At 36.8% G+C, this 17,731-nt stretch carries 13 protein-coding genes; 4 read left to right on the top strand and 9 right to left on the bottom strand.

From position 1 onward, the window contains the following. Positions 1 to 31 precede the first annotated feature (31 nt). The 4 genes from alaS to CDOM16189_RS01105 are packed head-to-tail and all read left to right on the top strand — an operon-like array spanning position 32 to position 5,563. Complete coding sequence (gene alaS / locus CDOM16189_RS01120) at positions 32 to 2,599, top strand: alanine--tRNA ligase (RefSeq protein ID WP_169973639.1); 2,568 nt, start codon at positions 32 to 34, stop codon at positions 2,597 to 2,599. Further along, on the top strand, positions 2,599 to 3,093 hold the full coding sequence (locus CDOM16189_RS01115) for a 3-isopropylmalate dehydratase (protein WP_169973637.1): 495 nt from the start codon (positions 2,599 to 2,601) through the stop codon (positions 3,091 to 3,093). Before alaS ends, CDOM16189_RS01115 begins: the two co-directional genes overlap by 1 nt. After that, positions 3,093 to 3,638 (top strand): septum formation inhibitor Maf, encoded by a 546-nt coding sequence (gene maf, locus CDOM16189_RS01110; protein WP_169973635.1) that lies wholly within the window; start codon positions 3,093 to 3,095, stop codon positions 3,636 to 3,638. Before CDOM16189_RS01115 ends, maf begins: the two co-directional genes overlap by 1 nt. Next, positions 3,638 to 5,563: a PBP1A family penicillin-binding protein gene (locus CDOM16189_RS01105; protein ID WP_169974025.1), complete on the top strand. Its 1,926-nt coding sequence runs from the start codon at positions 3,638 to 3,640 to the stop codon at positions 5,561 to 5,563. The genes maf and CDOM16189_RS01105 overlap by 1 nt, the downstream gene beginning before the upstream one ends. A 1-nt stretch (position 5,564) precedes the next feature. On the opposite strand, the gene CDOM16189_RS01100 is transcribed toward CDOM16189_RS01105, so the two are convergent. Genes CDOM16189_RS01100 through CDOM16189_RS01060 form a run of 9 tightly spaced genes read right to left on the bottom strand, consistent with a single transcriptional unit; the run spans position 5,565 to position 17,720 of the window. Next, a complete protein-coding gene (locus CDOM16189_RS01100) occupies positions 5,565 to 7,934 on the bottom strand; it encodes a tetratricopeptide repeat protein (protein WP_502707245.1) in 2,370 nt (789 codons plus the stop codon). A 24-nt stretch (positions 7,935 to 7,958) separates the two neighbouring features. Beyond that, positions 7,959 to 9,449: an NADH-quinone oxidoreductase subunit NuoN gene (nuoN, locus tag CDOM16189_RS01095; RefSeq protein WP_170000687.1), complete on the bottom strand. Its 1,491-nt coding sequence runs from the start codon at positions 9,447 to 9,449 to the stop codon at positions 7,959 to 7,961. Then, complete coding sequence (locus CDOM16189_RS01090; RefSeq protein WP_169973629.1) at positions 9,449 to 10,963, bottom strand: NADH-quinone oxidoreductase subunit M; 1,515 nt, start codon at positions 10,961 to 10,963, stop codon at positions 9,449 to 9,451. The genes nuoN and CDOM16189_RS01090 overlap by 1 nt, the downstream gene beginning before the upstream one ends. Then, a complete protein-coding gene (gene nuoL, locus CDOM16189_RS01085; RefSeq protein ID WP_169973628.1) occupies positions 10,956 to 12,812 on the bottom strand; it encodes an NADH-quinone oxidoreductase subunit L in 1,857 nt (618 codons plus the stop codon). Before nuoL ends, CDOM16189_RS01090 begins: the two co-directional genes overlap by 8 nt. Further along, positions 12,809 to 13,117 carry an NADH-quinone oxidoreductase subunit NuoK gene (gene nuoK, locus CDOM16189_RS01080; RefSeq protein WP_169973626.1) on the bottom strand — a complete coding sequence of 103 codons (309 nt, stop codon included), beginning with the start codon at positions 13,115 to 13,117 and terminating at the stop codon, positions 12,809 to 12,811. Before nuoK ends, nuoL begins: the two co-directional genes overlap by 4 nt. Next, positions 13,104 to 13,637: an NADH-quinone oxidoreductase subunit J gene (locus CDOM16189_RS01075; protein ID WP_169973625.1), complete on the bottom strand. Its 534-nt coding sequence runs from the start codon at positions 13,635 to 13,637 to the stop codon at positions 13,104 to 13,106. The genes nuoK and CDOM16189_RS01075 overlap by 14 nt, the downstream gene beginning before the upstream one ends. Further along, positions 13,630 to 14,274 (bottom strand): NADH-quinone oxidoreductase subunit NuoI, encoded by a 645-nt coding sequence (gene nuoI / locus CDOM16189_RS01070; protein WP_169973623.1) that lies wholly within the window; start codon positions 14,272 to 14,274, stop codon positions 13,630 to 13,632. The genes CDOM16189_RS01075 and nuoI overlap by 8 nt, the downstream gene beginning before the upstream one ends. 1 nt (position 14,275) lies before the next feature. Next, on the bottom strand, positions 14,276 to 15,265 hold the full coding sequence (nuoH, locus tag CDOM16189_RS01065; RefSeq protein ID WP_169973622.1) for an NADH-quinone oxidoreductase subunit NuoH: 990 nt from the start codon (positions 15,263 to 15,265) through the stop codon (positions 14,276 to 14,278). A gap of 1 nt (position 15,266) precedes the next feature. Continuing rightward, a complete protein-coding gene (locus tag CDOM16189_RS01060) occupies positions 15,267 to 17,720 on the bottom strand; it encodes an NADH-quinone oxidoreductase subunit G (RefSeq protein WP_169974023.1) in 2,454 nt (817 codons plus the stop codon). Between the last annotated feature and the right edge of the window lie 11 nt (positions 17,721 to 17,731).

The raw sequence follows: 17,731 nt of genomic DNA, 5'->3' as shown, positions 1-17,731 counted from the left end.
ACTATTTTATAAATTTTAAATAGGAAAATTAATGAAAAATTGCGATACAAATATTTTTGATGTCAGAGAAGCTTTTTTAAATTTTTTCAGCTCAAAGGGACACGAAATAATACCTTCCGCTCCGCTTGTTCCAAATGATGCAACACTGCTTTTTACAAACGCTGGAATGGTGCCTTTTAAAAGTATTTTTACAGGTGAGATTCCACGCCCTACCCCGCCGATTCGCACAAGCTGCCAAACCTGCATAAGAGCGGGCGGTAAACATAACGACCTTGATAATGTCGGATATACGGCACGCCACCACACTTTTTTTGAAATGCTTGGAAATTTTAGCTTCGGAGAATACTTTAAAAAAGATGCGATAGCTTACGGATGGGAATTTGTAACAGAGATATTGAAACTACCAAAAGATCGCCTTTACGTAACAGTTCACGAGAGTGATGATGAAGCGTATGAGATGTGGCAAGAGCATATAAGCAAGGATAGAATTTATAAATTTGGAGATAAAGACAATTTCTGGCAAATGGGCGATACCGGACCTTGCGGACCTTGTTCTGAGATATTTTACGATCAAGGAGCAGAAAATTTTAACTCCGATGAAGACTACATGGGTGGAGACGGAGATAGATTTCTTGAAATTTGGAATCTCGTATTTATGCAGTATGAAAGAGGCGCAGACGGAAAGCTAAGCCCTCTTCCAAAACCTTCAATAGATACAGGCATGGGACTTGAACGTGTAACGGCAATAAAAGAGGGGAAATTTAGCAACTACGACAGCTCTCTTTTCATACCTTATATAAATGAGGTTGCAAGGCTTTGTAAAAAACCTTACGAGTATTCAACCGGAGCAAGCTACCGCGTAATCAGCGATCATATTCGCTCGGTTACTTTTTTGTTAGCTCAAGGAGTAAATTTTGATAAAGAGGGTAGAGGATACGTTCTGCGACGAATTTTACGCCGCGCTGTTCGCCACGGATACTTACTGGGTATAAAAGAGCCTTTTATGTATAAGCTAGTTGATAAGGTATGCGAACTAATGGGCGGACACTACGCTTATCTAAATGATAAAAAAGAGGCGGTTAAAGAGCAGATTAGATTAGAAGAAGAGAGATTTTTTGCAACTATAGCATCGGGTCTTGAGCTATTTAACAGCGAGCTTAAAAATACTAAAGATGTCTTTAGCGGAGAGATCGCGTTTAAGCTTTATGATACTTACGGCTTCCCACTTGATCTTACAGCCGATATGCTAAGGGATAAAAATCTAAAAGTAGATGAAGCAAAATTTGAAGAGCTGATGAATGAGCAAAAAACTCGTGCAAAGGCCGCTTGGAAAGGAAGCGGAGATAAGAGTGCAAAGGGAGATTTTAAAGAGCTTTTAGAAGAATTTGGAGAGAATGAGTTTATAGGATATGAAAGTTTGAGCTCAAAAAGCAAAATTTTAGCCTTGCTTGATGAGGATTTTAAAAGGGTTATGAGCTTAAAAGCCGGACAAAACGGCTGGGTTATGCTTGATAAAACTCCTTTTTATGCACAAAGCGGCGGACAATGCGGAGATACTGGAGATATTTTAAATTTTGCAAAAGTGGTTGATACGCAGAAATTTCACGGATTAAACCTATCATCTATAGAGCTAAAAGCAAATTTAAGCGCAGGAGATGAGGTTGAAGTAAAAGTAAGCGACGAAAGAAGCGAAATAGCTCGCCACCATAGTGCAACACACCTACTTCACTCGGCACTTAGAAGCATTCTTGGAACACATGTGGCACAAGCAGGATCAAGCGTAGAAGCTACCAAGCTTAGATTTGACTTCTCTCATCCTAAGGCTCTTACAAGCGAAGAGATAAACAAAATAGAAAATTTTGTAAATAACGCTATAGCCAACGGAGCCGCTGCAAAAACCGAGATAATGGATATAGAAAGCGCTAAAAACAGCGGTGCTATAGCTCTTTTTGGTGAAAAATACGATGACAACGTAAGGGTCCTTAGCTTTGGCGATGTTAGCAAAGAGCTTTGCGGAGGAACTCACGTAAAAAATATTAACGAAATTGGGGCATTTTTTATAACAAAAGAGAGCGGAGTGAGTGCAGGAGTACGTAGAATAGAGGCGATATGCTCAAAAGCTGCCCTAAATTTCGCCAAAAATTTAAGAGATGAACTTGAAGAGATAAGAGGCGAGCTAAAAAGCGTAGAGCCGATGACGGCGATAAAAAAGTTAAAGAGCGAGATAAAGAGCCTAAAAGATGAGCTTAAAAACGCTGGCGGGTCAAAGGCTATAAATCCAACTGATATCGGCGGAATAAAGGTTTGTGTAGAAATTCTAGAAAGCGGAGATATAAAAACCGCAATAGATGAGATAAAAAACTCAAATGAAAAAGTTGCTGCACTATTTATGCAGGTTAAGGACGAAAAAATAGCCATCGCAGCAGGCGTTAAAAACGCAAACATAAAGGCCGGAGAGTGGGTTAAAATGACGGCTCAAATTTTAGGTGGAAATGGCGGTGGCAAGGATGATTTTGCAACCGCAGGTGGTAAGGATGTGAGTCAGATAGATAGAGCCAAAAAAGAGGCTTTTGAATTTATTAAAGGAAAATTAGCTTAATGCCTGAATTTAACATAGCTTTTGCAAAACTTAGTCACATTTTGCCATTTTTACATACGGTTGCCACGATAGTATTTGTGGGATTTCAAGCCAACTTTTGGTTTATGGCTAAATTTTTTATGAAAGATATTGCAAACAATCACAAAAGATACATTCTAGTGATCTCTGCACTAAAATATCTTGGATGCGCGGTTTATATATCTTTGGCTGTGATTATCGCAACCAGCATGCTAACAGGAGAAGATGACTACTCTAAGGTTGCAGACCCTATGTTAAATACGATTCTAGCTACCAAATGGACGGTCTTTTGCTTTTTGTTGATAAATGTAATATATGTAACATATAGAATAAATAGAGCGGTCAAATCAATGAAAAAAGGCGAATATATAGAGCTTCATGAAAATTTGATAGTAGTTATATATTACTTTATACCGCTAAATGTCGTATTTGCACTGTTTGCAACCTATCTTGGTATAGCTTATAGGGCGTTTTGATGATAAATCTAGCATCAAGCTCTATCACAAGAGCTAAAATTTTAGAAGAAAATGAAGTTAAATTCAGGCAGTTTTCTTTTGATTTTGACGAAAGCGAAGTTGATAGAAATTTAAAACCCGCAAGTTATGTTTTAAAAGTAGTTCAAACGAAAAAAGAGCAATTTTTAAAAGAGCATCCAAATTTAAAAAATCTCCTTTTTGCAGATAGTGCAGTCGTGTGTAATGGTAAAATCTTAGGTAAGGCAAAAGATAAACAAGAGGCTTTATATATGCTAAATTTACAAAGCGGTAATGAAGCTAAAATTATAACAGCCATGATATTTTTAGGTGAAGAATTTGAACTTACCAATATAAGCTCTACAACATATCAATTTGCCAAATTTAGCCAAGATGATTTAAACGAATACATAAAAAGTAACGAATGGCAAGGAAAAGCTGGCGCAATGATGATAGAGGGATTTAATAAAAAATATATATTAAAAAAGATAGGCAATGAAAGCACGGCCAGAGGCTTAAATATAGAGCAATTAAAGGCCTTTTTATGATTAGATTTTTATCTTCACTTTTTTTTATAATTTTTGTCTCAAGCGGCGCAGCCTTTATATACCTATATTATCAAATTCAGCCCGATATAAGTGGAATAATAGAGTATAAGCCAAAACTTACTACACAAATTTATGACAAAAACGGAAATCTCATAGCAAATCTTTTTGAGGAAAATAGAATTTACGCCAGATACGACGAGATTCCTTCTCGTGTAATAGAGGCCTTAGTAGCGATAGAAGATACAAGCTTCTTTGAGCATGGAGGCATAAATCCTGAGGCTATTACAAGAGCCATTATAAAAGATATAAAGGCCGGCAAGCTGGTAGAAGGTGCTAGTACACTCACTCAGCAGCTTGTAAAAAATATGATACTAACCAGAGAGAAGAAATTTACTAGAAAAATACAAGAGATGATTGTGGCAATGAAGCTTGAAAAAGAGCTTACCAAGGAGCAAATTTTAGAAAGATACCTTAATCAAGTATATTTGGGTCACGGATATTACGGTATAAAAGCTGCGGCTAAAGGGTATTTTAGAAAAGAGCTAAACGAGTTAACCATAAAAGAGATAGCTATTTTAGTAGGCTTACCAAAGGCTCCAAGCGCTTATGATCCCACAAAGCACCTTGATCTATCTCTTGGTAGGGCGAACAATGTAATCTGGCGTATGAATATGCTTGGTTGGATAAATGAGGATGAGTATAAAAAAGCCATAGCCGAACAACCTATAGTATATGATGATACTTTAACTCAAAACGTCTCTCCTTATGTGGTGGACGAGGTTATTAAAGAAGCTTCAAAGATATTTAGCGATATTAGAGTTGGCGGATATAGGATAGAGACTAATATCGACCTCAAAGTTCAAAAGATGGCAGAAGATGCACTGAAATTTGGCTATAGTGAAATTTTAAAGCGCGATAAAGACGCCAATGCCTCGGTTTTAAACGGAGCCATCGTCGTAACGGCACCAAAAAGCGGTGAAATTTTAGCCCTAGTTGGCGGAGTTGATTACTCCAAAAGCAGCTACAATAGAGCTACCCAGAGCATGAGACAGCCGGGATCTAGCTTTAAACCATTTATATACCAAATTGCGCTTGATCTAGGCTACTCTCCGATGAGTAAAGTAGCCGACATATCAAGAGTTTTTAGTTCAGGAAACGAGCAAGACTGGAAGCCAAAAAATTATAGCGGTGGATTTCAAGGCTATATAACGCTAAAAAATGCATTAAGACAGTCAAGAAACTTGGCGACTATAAATTTGCTTAACGAAATTGGACTTGATACGACATATAAGCTCATTAGCGATATGGAATTTAAAAATATATCCAAAGATCTATCTATGGCGCTTGGAAGCTTTGGCATATCGCCTTTGGAATTTGCCAAATTTTACTCTATGTTTCCAAATGGTGGAGAGATAGTCGAACCTCAACTTATACGAAAGATTATAAATCCACAAAATTTAGAGACAGCATTTGAGACAAGGCGAATTCAAACAACAAAGCCGGAGCAAGCATATCTAATGGTAGATATGCTAAAAACGGTTGTAAATAGTGGTACAGGACAAAACGCAAGAGTAAAAGGCATTCAGATAGCTGGCAAGACAGGCACTACAAACAACAATATAGACGCTTGGTTTTGCGGATTTACTCCGGAAGTGGAAGTTGTGATATGGTATGGAAATGACAATAATACGCCTATGAGAAAAATAGAGGGTGGAGGAAGAACGGCTGCGCCGGTATTTAAGGCTTTTATAGAGCAATATATAAAAGAATTTCCCGAGACAAAGAGAAATTTTATAGAACCCGAAGGGATATTTCATACCATGTATGAAGGAAAAGATGAGCTATATACCAAAACTTCTCCGCTTCCTAAACAAGACGCACAGGATAATCTAATCAAGCAAGATAATGAAGGAATGATATTTTAGCCTACTCTACGAGCTTAATCTGCTCGGAGCATAGGCTTTTCCAAGAGCTTTCAAAATTTAGCCCGACGCACTCCTCTAGATATGGCTTAGCATCTTGTGGACGTTTTTGCTTAATGTAAATTTCTGAAATTTGTGCTAGTGCCCTTACTCTATCAACAGGCTCAAGCTTAGTTTCTAAAATACTTTTTAAATTATTAAGAGCCTCATCCAATCTATCAAGCCTATTAAGAGCGTTTATATAATCAAATTCCACTTTCGGACTAAAAGTATTGATATTTAGTCTTTTTTGCATATCTATTGCCTTCTTGGCATAGATTACAGTATTTAAAAAGTCTTTGTTCTTTTGTGTGATTTCAGACATCTTTGCATACACTTCAATAATCCTAAAGTCATTTTCCCTCAAATCCTCTATAGCCTTTATCGTAGCCATTGCATCAGGTATTCTATCCAGCTTTATAAGCGCATCAAAGCGGTCGAAAAATACAGGAGATACATCAGCATACTCCTCATTTGCAGCTATTGCCAAGACTTCATCGGCAACACGAACCACATCTTTATATTTTTGCATTTTAAGCAATACAGAACTTAAATTTACAAGCCACTCAACCCTATCTAACATATCTGGCGATGCTATATTCTCTTTAGCTAGCTCATAAGCACTCTGATGTCTAGACATCCTCATAAAGCAGTTAAATAGCTTAAATTTAGCCTCTATATCAGCTCTTATCTCATAGCCTTCCACTAAATCCACTGCGGCCTTGCAGTTATCCTTTCTTATCATGTCATTCGCCAAAGCAAGAGCTGCGAGGTTTAAATTTTTATCATTTTCAGTGTCGTTTATATCTCTTACGGCATTTGTATATCGTAATACATCATTAAATTTTTTCTCTTTCAGGTATAGAGCAACCTGCTCTTTTAGAGCCTTTTGACCTATGTCATTTTTGCCGTATTTATCCATAAGCAGATCATAGTGCTGATGAAGCTTTGTAGAGTTTGTTTCATTTAACTCAAAAAATAGCCTATCCATACCCTGCTTGACTTGAGCTATATATCCGCCCTCTCTAAACTCATTTTGATATTTTTGCAGATATTTATAAGCCTTCTCTACATCTTTTGTGCCGACAAGGCTAAGAGCTAAATTTTTAAGAGCTATCTCATATCTATCATCACTCTTTTTTAAATTTAAGACCAAAATTTCATATATCTTAGAGGCTACGTCATTGATATTTTTATCGCGAAAAATTCCAGCCAAATCCATCGATTTTGAGATATAGTTTAGCAAGTAATTTGGATTGGCGTTTAAAATTTTTAGCATATATCCTTTGGCAATCTCAAATTGAGAATCGTCTATGCTACTATTTACTAAGCTCAAAGACGCTCTACTTGCCACATCAATATTATTAGACGAATAGAGCACATCTTCGTACATCCTAATCGCATCTTGTCGCTTTCCTGTGTTATATATCCTGTCGGCAAACTCCAAGATCGCACTTTTAGTCCAGCTAGAGTCCTTATGCTCATTCATCAATATATCAAGTATATAGTTTGCATCACTTGTCATATCCTGCTTGAGATATGACTTCATGACCAAATAAAGCACTTCAGGATAGTTTTCATCTGAGGCGAATAGCTTCATCCAAGCCCTACCCTCATCTACCATATTTGCGGGCGATAAATTTTCATGGCTATCTTTTGTATCAAAAATTTTATCAAGCGCCCTTAATCTATATAGCATAAATTCGCTTGTAAAAATGCTGTTTTGATGCTTTCTAAGCGCGGATTCGCTGCTGCTTATAACATAATCATAATGTTTGCTTTCATACTCTTTTTTAATGCTAAGATATGAATTTATATCGTGACCATCTGGATTTTCGATAGGTGCTTTATTTAGATCAAGAGCTCCTACACTCGGATATTTCATATCTTTAAATGTCGGAGCGAAATTTATCCCATCCATTTTTGGCTTATCAAATTCACTAAAAAGTGGGTCTATGATGATAGAGTAGTGTTTGGATAAATTTTGATCCACCATTATTACACTATCTGTCTTAAATAGTGGTTCTTGATATGCGATTAGCCTTGAGTTGGCTCTTGGCACTATGGTTATCTTTGTTGAGTTTAAATCCTGAGTAAAGTTAATCTCGACCAAAGAGAGAATTTTGTCATCTATCTTTGGTATCGCTCTATCTTTTATTTCGCAGACGTAAATTTTATTATCATAAGCTAAAATTTCCTCTCTACAACCAAACTCACTATCGTTTTTTAAGTGAAGAATGCTATATGCCACTCCACCCTCTTTGCCGGAATTTAATACCAAAGCAAAGGCGAAAGCAAGTATCGGAGAAAATAAGAGTAAAAATGTTTTTTTCATATTGACATTATAAAATTTTTAAATTTAAAAACCACTTGCGATAACGAAACTTGCGATAAACTCAAGCAATGAATCCACCATAAATATCGCCCCTATGGTAGTTATCGCGGCAAACCCTACAATGGCTTTAAGTGCGCCAGAGGTATTTGCAATATAGAGGTTTTTATCACTTACTATTGGCTCTTTTAAAAACATCACAACAACGAGCTTTAGATAATAGTATATTGCTATCGCACTATTTAAAGCCATTACGACTGCTAAAACCACATGATCACCTGCAATAGCCGAAGATATCAGATACATCTTACCCCAAAATACGCTAAAAGGCGGAATTCCGGCTAAGGCAACCATAAAAATCGCCATTATCACCGCATAACTTGGAAGGGTCTTAATAAGCCCTGCAAATTTCTCATAAGGGTGTTTAAATCTTTTGTCCCAGCAGACTGTATCATCACATCTTGCAACCCAGAGCATAGAAAATGCACCCAAATTTGCAAACAAAAACATAATCCAGTATAAAAACAATGATACATTTGCTTGAGAGGTTCCTATAACTATAGCGCAAAGCACAAATCCGGCATGCGCTATAGAGCTAAATGCGAGCATTCTTTTTACATCTCTTTGAACTAAAGCCATAATATTGGCAAGAGTCATTGTCAAAATAGCAGAAATATAGAGCATATAATGCACCCAGTATATATTAGAATGCGCAAGTGCCTCAAATAGCCTTAAAGCTACTATAAATCCGGCTACCTTAGGCACTACAGACATATATCCAGCTAAAGGAGCATTGGCACCCTCATAAACATCAGGTACCCAGGTATGAAAAGGTATCAATGAGAGCTTAAACCCTATAGCGCCAAACATAAACACACATCCAAGAGTGGCTATCATACTGCTTTGTAGTCCGAATTGCTTTATCGCATCAGCTATTAAATTTATCTCTACACTTCCTGTCGCCATATAAAACATAGCAGCGCCAAATACAAAAAATCCAGAACTAAGAGCCCCCATCGTAAAGTACTTTATAGCAGCTTCTATTGATTTTATCTTATTATGAAGAGCGATTAGAGTATAAAGCGCCAAAGAAGAGGTTTCAAGTCCTATAAATATCAAGATAAGATTATTACTACTAACCATAAACTCAAATCCGGCTATCATAAATAAAAATAGCGCGTAAAATTCGCTTATTTCGTATTCAAAAAACCTCTTAGTGCTAAGCGAAAGCGGGATAAATAAAGAGGATGCTATAAGAATAATAATCTGAGACAAAACCGAAATACCATCAACCAGCAATAAATCAAAAAAACCCTTTGATAGTATGTAATGATCTATGACTATTCCTAAATTTAGCATGATAGCTATTAGAGAAAATATCGCATAAAAGGTCTTTGACAGATCTTTTTTAAATGTGCCTATACAAAGAATAAAAAGCGCAAAAAAGATCAAAGATAGCATTGAGGCGACAGAAGATATATTTAACTCTTCTAAGCTTACAAATATCAGCTCACTCATTATCTACCTCCGATTCTATTGGAATTTACAATAAACTCTTTTGTCTCGCTTTTTAAAGATTTATTATACATCTTGACCATCATTTGATTTACGCTCATATCTATAGGCTTTAACATAATATTTGGACTAACCCCAAGATAGATAACAAGCAGACAAAGAGGTACAAGGGTGACAATCTCTCTTAAATTTAGATCATTTAGCTTCAAATTTTCTTCTTTGTCGCATACTCCGTAAAAAACCTTTCTAAAGAGATTTAGCATATATATTGCACCGACTATTATGCCTATGCCACCTAAGAGAGCGTATATGAAATTTGCTTTAAAAATTCCAACTAGACTTAAAAATTCGCCCACAAATCCTATTGTAAGCGGAAGCCCTATGCTGCCAAGCATAACTACACAAAAAATCAAAGCATATCTTGGCATAACATTAGCAAGCCCTCCAAATTCCGCTATCATCTTAGTATGCCTTCGCTCGTATATTATACCAACCAGCAAAAATAGAGCACCGCTAACTATACCGTGGCTAATCATCATAAATATAGCTCCGCTAACACCCTCTATGTTCATAGCAAAAATTCCAAGCACTATAATACCCATATGCGAAATAGAGCTATAGGCTATAACCTGCTTCATATCGTCTTGAGCATAGGCTATTAGAGCCGTATAAATAACCATAATAACGGCTAAAATCGCGACTAGATTAAATAGCTCTACGCTAGCATCGGGAAACATAGGAAGAGAAAATCTTACAAAGCCGTAAGTTCCCATCTTAAGCAAGACCGCAGCAAGTAAAACTGAACCTATGGTAGGGGCTTGACCGTGAGCGTAAGGAAGCCAGGTGTGAAACGGAAACATAGGAGTTTTTACCGCAAAGGCAATAAAAAATGCTAAAAATAGCCAAATTTGAGTGTTTAAAGGTAGCTGTAAATTTTGCCAATCTAGTATAGAAAAACTCCAAAATCCATTTGTCCTATAGTGCAGATATGCCATCGCCAAAATCGCTACAAGCATAAAAACAGAGCCAAAAAAGGTATATATGAAAAATTTAACCGCGGCATAAATTCTATTTTCGCTTCCCCAAGCGCCTATTATATATAGCATAGGCAATAGACTAAGCTCCCAAAATATATAGAATAAAATCGCATCAAGAGCCAAAAACACACCCATCATCGTCATCTCTAAAAATAGGATCGATATGATAAGATGTTTTAAATTTCCCTTTAAATTTAAAGATATAAGCCCAATAAGAGTCATGAACGAGCTTAAAATAACCAAAAATAGTGAAATTCCATCAACTCCGACAGTATAGTTTACATTTAAAAACCCAACCAAAGAGAGATGATTTATAAGGCTAAATTCCTCAATGCTTCCACTAAAACTAAACCACATAAAAAGAGTCAACAAAAACTCTATAAAGGCTATACAAACCCCATAAACCTTAATGCTCTTCTCGTCTATCAAAAAACCAAGCATTGCAGCAAAAGCTGGGAAAAATATTATCAAACTAAGCATTTATAGCCTTTGTAAACAAAAATGCAAGGGTTAGTAAGATGGCAAATCCGAGCACCATCAATCTAAGCATTATACTTAGATCTCCGCTTTGCATATTATCTGAAAATTTAGCCAAAGAATGGATCGATTTTGCGATAAAATCAACACTTCTATCTATTATAGCCTCGTCAAATTTTCTGCATATCTTTGATATTGCCTGATAACCTCTTACAAAAAATCTATCATAAATTTGAGGTATATAGTATTGTCGCTCTAAAATTTTATAAACCCAAAATTCTTTAACATCTTCTTTAAAAATCCCTTTTTTATATGCAAATACGGAAAAAACGGTTGAGAGAGAAACTATCAAAAGCGTAAAAATTACCATAAAATTTCTAGTGCCGTCTTTAATATCAAATAGATAATCTGGCAAAACTATAGTTGAAACGATCTCAAATTTATGCTCTAAAAATCCTGCCAAAAATGACATTATCACAAGAGGCACAAGAGAAATTATAGTAGATCTGTTCGCCTCATGCGGATGGTGCTCAAATTTGCTATCTGTAAAAAATACAAGCATTATAAGTCTAAAGCTATAAAATGCTGTCATGGCGGCTGTGATTAAAAGAATGGCATATATGATAAAATTTCCTTCGCTAAACGCTACTTCTAAAATTTTATCTTTAGAGAAGAATCCTGCAAACGGATAAAATCCAGCCAAAGCAACAGAGCCGATTACCATAAATATAGCGGTTATCTTCATAAATTTATAAAGCCCGCCCATCTTTTTAATATCAAGCTCATCATTCATCGCATGCATTACATTACCAGCGCACAAAAACAACAATGACTTAAAAAAGGCATGCGTGGCAAGATGAAACAGCGCTATCCAGTAAGCTCCCAGCCCTGCGGCTACAAACATATAACCAAGCTGAGATAGCGTAGAATAGGCTATTATCTTTTTCAAATCTCTATTAACTATGGCCATTGATGCAGCAAATATCGCTACAAAAGCACCAAGATAGGCTATAAAGCTACTAATTTCTGGAGTAAGAGCAAAAATTTCATTGGCTCTAATAACCAAATAAACTCCGGCGGTTACCATCGTAGCGGCATGAATGAGTGCCGATACCGGAGTTGGACCCTCCATTGCGTCTGCAAGCCAAGTATGAAATGGAAATTGAGCACTCTTGCCCATCGCACCCACAAATAAACAAGCCGCAATTAGTATTATCAGATAAGAGTCAGCGCTTGAGACCATACTAAAAACCTCATCATATCTTACGCTTCCAAACTCTTGATATATCAGAAATATTCCTATTAGTATAGCCAGATCCGCTACCCTATTCATTATAAAGGCTTCATTTGCCGCCCAGCTTGCACTCTGCTTTTTATACCAAAAGCCAATTAGCAACCAAGAGCATAATCCCACGCCCTCCCAGCCTATAAATAGCCCGATAAAATTATCGCTCATTACAAGTATTAGCATAGAGAAGACAAACAGCCCAAGATAGCTAAAAAATCTATTAAATCCAGCATCATTATGCATATAGCTTATAGAATAGATATGCACTACACTTGCTACTATACCGACAACAGACATCATTATTACGCTTACTTCATCTATAATAAAGCTAAATTCGCTCTCAAATCCGCCCGCTACGATAAAATCTTTAAGATAAATCTCAATCTCTCCGCCAACTATTACCAAATTTAAAAATATCAACGAAGATACCGTGCTTAAAGCTATAAGAACAGAGCATATTACTCCCACAAAATTCATCTGTCTTGAGTGTGAAAAAATACCGGCAAATATTGCAGAGACAAGCGGTAAAAATAGCGAAACTACAAACAAAACAGCTTGATTCACGACCCTCTCCTCATGCTCTTCATGCTTGAAATCTCTATAGAGCCTGTCTTTTTATACCAAAGCACCAAGAGTCCAAGCCCTACCGCTAGCTCGCTAGCAGCAACAGCTATAATAAAAAAGGCAAAAATTTGCCCTGTCATATCTCCGCTAAATTTAGATATCGCGGCCAAAGCCACATTTGCTGAGTTTAATAAAATTTCAGTAGAAAAAAATAGCATTATTAGGTTAGTTCTTTTTATGATGCCAAAAATACCAAGTCCAAACATAATTGCCGAAACTATCAAATAGTGACTAAGCGTTATCATCGCTATCTCCCCTGTCCATATCTTTATGAGCGAGCACTATCGCGCTTACCATAGCAACAAGTAGCATTACAGCCGCCAATTCAAACACAATTAGATATTTTGTAAATAGCAAAATTCCTATTATCTCGACGTTACCGACATTTTCTACGATAGGATATTGAGCGTCTAAATTTGATGAAATGATCGGAGCTGAAAATATAAGCACCAAAATCAGAGCGGACAATACGCTAAGAGTGTATATTAGCCTGTTTGCCACCTTGCTTCTATTTTCCACTACGTCTTTACTGACATCAAAGAACATCATCGAAAATGCATACAGAACCATCACGGCTCCAGTATAAACGATTATTTGCACAACTCCTAGAAATTCAGCCCCAAGCAAAAAGAAAAATCCGGAAATAAAGATCATTCCGCCCGCTAATGCGCTCATAGCATAAAGAACATTTTTACTAAATACGCTTATACCAAAGCATGCTATCGAGGTAGCGGCGAAAAAATAAAAGGCTACTACTTCAAACATCTTTATTTTCCTTTGAAATTTCACTCTTTTTTTCTGGCTCATTAGAAATTTCATCTATATTTATATATGCATTTGGAGTTGCTTTGACAAATTTATCCGCATCCTCTCTTAAGCTGCCATATCCAGGGAATTCCACCTGTTCACAAAGCTTATCTTTTGGAGTTAAAAGATCCTCTTTAAAGCCAAAATAAGCTCTTTGCTCGCTTGCGTTTTCATATTCGCCTCCATGCACTATGGCAATTTCCGGACAAACATCGGCGCAAAGCCCGCAATATACGCATCGACCATAGTTTATAGAGTAATTAACAACTCTCTTACGTCCATTCTCATCAAGCTTAGTCTCCATAGCGATACAGTTGCTAACACAAATTTTCTCACAGAGTCCGCACCCTATACATCGTTCGTTTTCACTCTCTATAAATCTCATAAGCTTATGCACGGCCCTATATCTAGGGCTGAGCTGCATCTTTTCAAGAGGATATAAAAGAGTATGCGACTTACCGCTAATCATCTCTTTTAGAACTATCCAAAGCCCTTTAAAAAGCTCAAGTTTAAAGGTTCGCCTTACTAGCCTTTTAAATTTATCAATATTAGAGATCGCCGCATCATCTGTTTTTATAAAAATATAATCTTTCATCTCACACCAACACTAAACCGGTTATCAGGATATTTAAGACAGCCAAAGGCATCAAAACCTTCCAACAAAGCCCCATAAGCTGATCAACTCTAACATGAGGCCATGCAGCCCTAGTCCAAAGAAATAGGAAAAATATAAAACTAACTTTTAAAAGTATCATCAGTCCGCCCGGCAAAAACCAAACAGGATTAAATCCGCCTAAAAATACAAGACTTACTAAAAATGAAGCTGTTATCATATTGGCATACTCACCTATAAAAAACATGGCCCAACGCATACCGGAATACTCGGTGCCATAGCCGGCGATTAACTCCGTCTCATTTTCGGTCATACAAAATGGAGTTCTATTAGTCTCTACAAACGACGATATCAAAAATAGTATAAAAGCTAGTGGCTGCTTAAAGATAAGCCAGCCTCCAAGTCCGGTGTTTTGGTAACTATTAATATCTATTAAGGATAAAGAGCCGACCATCATGATTACGCTTAGAAGCGAAAGTCCCGTTACAACCTCAAAGCTAATAAGCTGCATAGAGGCCCTTGCCGCAGCTATAAGCGCATATTTATTATGGCTTGAAAGCCCTGCAAGAAGCGGAGATAGTACGCAAACTCCACCAACTCCGAGTACATAAAGCACTCCCACACCCACATCGGCTAAAATCGGCCTAATTGTGCGTCCAAAAAGTGTAAATTCAGGGAAAAACGGTACGACAGCTAGCGCCGCAAAGGCTCCAACAGCCGATATAATAGGAGCTATCATAAAGATAGGCTTGTTTGCAAACTGAGGAATGATATCCTCTTTAGTAAAGAGCTTTATCATATCTGCCACAAGCTGCAAAATACCTCCGGGACCAACCATACTTGGACCTATTCTACGCTGCATATAGGCTAAAACCTTTCGCTCGGCATACGTTCCAAGACCGGCAAGAGTGGCAAAAACGGATATAACAATAAAAGATTTAACGATAGTTTCGACTATAAAAAACCCGTCCATATCACGCCCTCTCTATCTTTAAATTTGCATATCTGCTTATAAAAAACGGCTCTATATCAATATGTTCGTCAAAATCTCCAATATAAGCCGCTACACCCTCTAAATAGCTATCCAGCTTTAACCTAATCGCCAAAGTTAAATTTTCATTTTTTAAATTTACTATCTCGCTATCCTTAAAGCCGTTTTCGTCTAAAAATCCGCTTGATACATACAAGGCTCCGGTTTCATTGAGCTGAGAAGCCATATTTGTAAATTTTGAAAATTGATGAATAGGATTTGCCCTATATATATTAAATTTAATCTCTTCGCTCTTTAAATTTTTAAAATCAAGCCTTGCTTCACTATTTATTTTTTGAGATTTTAAGAGATACCCTCTTTTGCAAGCTCCTGAATTTTCATAAAAATTATCAAGCTCATCAAACTCCACTCTTTCAAATTCATCAATATCTCCAAGCTTTAACGTATAGTCAATTGTCCATTTAGAACTGATTCCAAGCTCGTTTGCCAAATCGTTTAGAGTATAACCCTCATATTTTAAAGCCGCATTTGTAGGCACAACGCGCTTATCGTAATTACTAAAGGTTCCTTCTTGCTGAGTAAGCGCGGGCGCATCGATATCACCTTCGGAAATACTCATAGTAAAATCTGCCTTTTCGTTATATCCAAAACTAAACCCGCTCTCTTCATTTGATAATTTACAAATTTTAGCAACTCCGAGAGAATTTGTTCTAGGTGGGATTAAAATCACCTTAAACTTCGTAAATTTGGCTATAAGTCCTGCAAGAGCGGCTAAGGCAAGAGCATTTTCATGACAGTAAAAATCTTCTCCGATAATCAGTGCAAAGCTTTGCTTCTTATCGGTTAAAGCCTTTATTCTATCCTCATCAATGCCTAAATTTAGAGCAAATTTTGAAACTTCTACGCTTACTTCCTGTTCTTTTTTTTCATTAACCTGCTTTTTAACTACCTCTTTAATCTCTTGCGTTTCGCCGTTTTCATCGGTAATCTTCTTAACGATCTCTTCTTCTATCTCTTTTGGCTCTAAAATTTCTACTATTTTTTTAGAAGTTATTAAATTTTCTTTTAAAAATTTATCAAGATCACCATCTAAATTTTCTGCAAAATTTTGCAAAATCCAAAGCAGTATATCAAGCTCTAAACCCGCTTTATGATGAATAAAAAGCAAATTTTTAGAGTAGTTTTTAATAACCTTATCTGCTATTGCATGAAAGTAAATTACCGAGGATTTATTGATTTTAAGCGCGTTATTTAGGGCGTAGCTTATATTGGGACTGTCATATCTTAAAAGAGTTCCTACACTTATAATAAAATCCGTTTTATTTAAGCTTTCTACATCGCCGTTATATAGGCTCTCGCCGCTAAATTTAGCAAATTCGTTTAAAAAGTCCTGATATTTTTTAGCCTCGCTATTTACTAAATTTAACCCGAATTTTCGCCTTAAACGCTCTAAAATTAAGGCTTCTTCATTTGTGATAAAGCTATTAAATTTTATATTTTTTACTTCACCGTTTTTAAATTTATCCACTATCTCTTTAAATTTACTCTCATCTTTTTTAGCATTTTCATTGGCAAAATCATATCCGTATCTAGCTGCCGTATTTAAAGTGGTAAAGTGAAAATCGTTACTAACTCTATAAATTCTCTTTTTGCGATTTTCTATCCCGCTCTCTTTAATGTCGTAATACATCAATTCACAATCGCTTGAATGCGGATTTGAAGCAGGTATTTTGGTTAATTCCCATGCGTTTGAGCTGTATTGAAACTCACTTCCTACAAGAGCTCCAACGGGACATACGCTAGTGCACTCACCGCAAAACGAACAGTCCAAATTTGCTCCCACACTAGGCGCTATAAGACTCTTTTGAAATTTGTTCCAAACAGCAAAAGCATCTTTTGGCATACTGTCTTTTAACTCCTTAGCAGGCTGATCGCCGCCTCTTGGAGTAGTTTTTAGCGCACTTTCGCCGATCTTATCAGAGCATACGGTAACACACCTCTCACAAACTATGCAAAGAGAAGGATCGTAGTTTATCTTGCCCCAATTTTTATGAGGTTTATAAGTATCTTTGATGGCGTATTTTTGACTGCTTACTCCCATGAGCGTAGTGAAATTTTGCAACTCGCACTCGCCGCTTTGATCGCATACTCCACACTCAAGAGGGTGATTTATACAATAAGTTTGCATAATAGCATTACGCTCTACGCTAATTTCATCAGTATTTGTAACTACATTCATGCCCTCTTTGACTTTCGCATTGCAGGCATATACTCTCTTTCCATCAGCCTCCACCATACATAATCTGCAGGCCAAAGTCGCCGAACATCCGGTAAGATAGCAGATTGCAGGGATAAATATCCCGTTTTTTCTTGCGGTGCCAAGTATATACTCACCTTCATATGCTTTGCATTCTATGCCATCTATAAAGAGGGTGATTTGCTCACTCA

It is taken from the genome of Campylobacter sp. RM16189, assembly GCF_012978815.1.
In the GTDB taxonomy this organism is placed as follows: Bacteria; Campylobacterota; Campylobacteria; order Campylobacterales; family Campylobacteraceae; genus Campylobacter_A.
The sequence above is the reverse complement of the archived record's forward strand: the minus strand, read 5'-3'. Positions and strand labels throughout refer to the sequence as shown.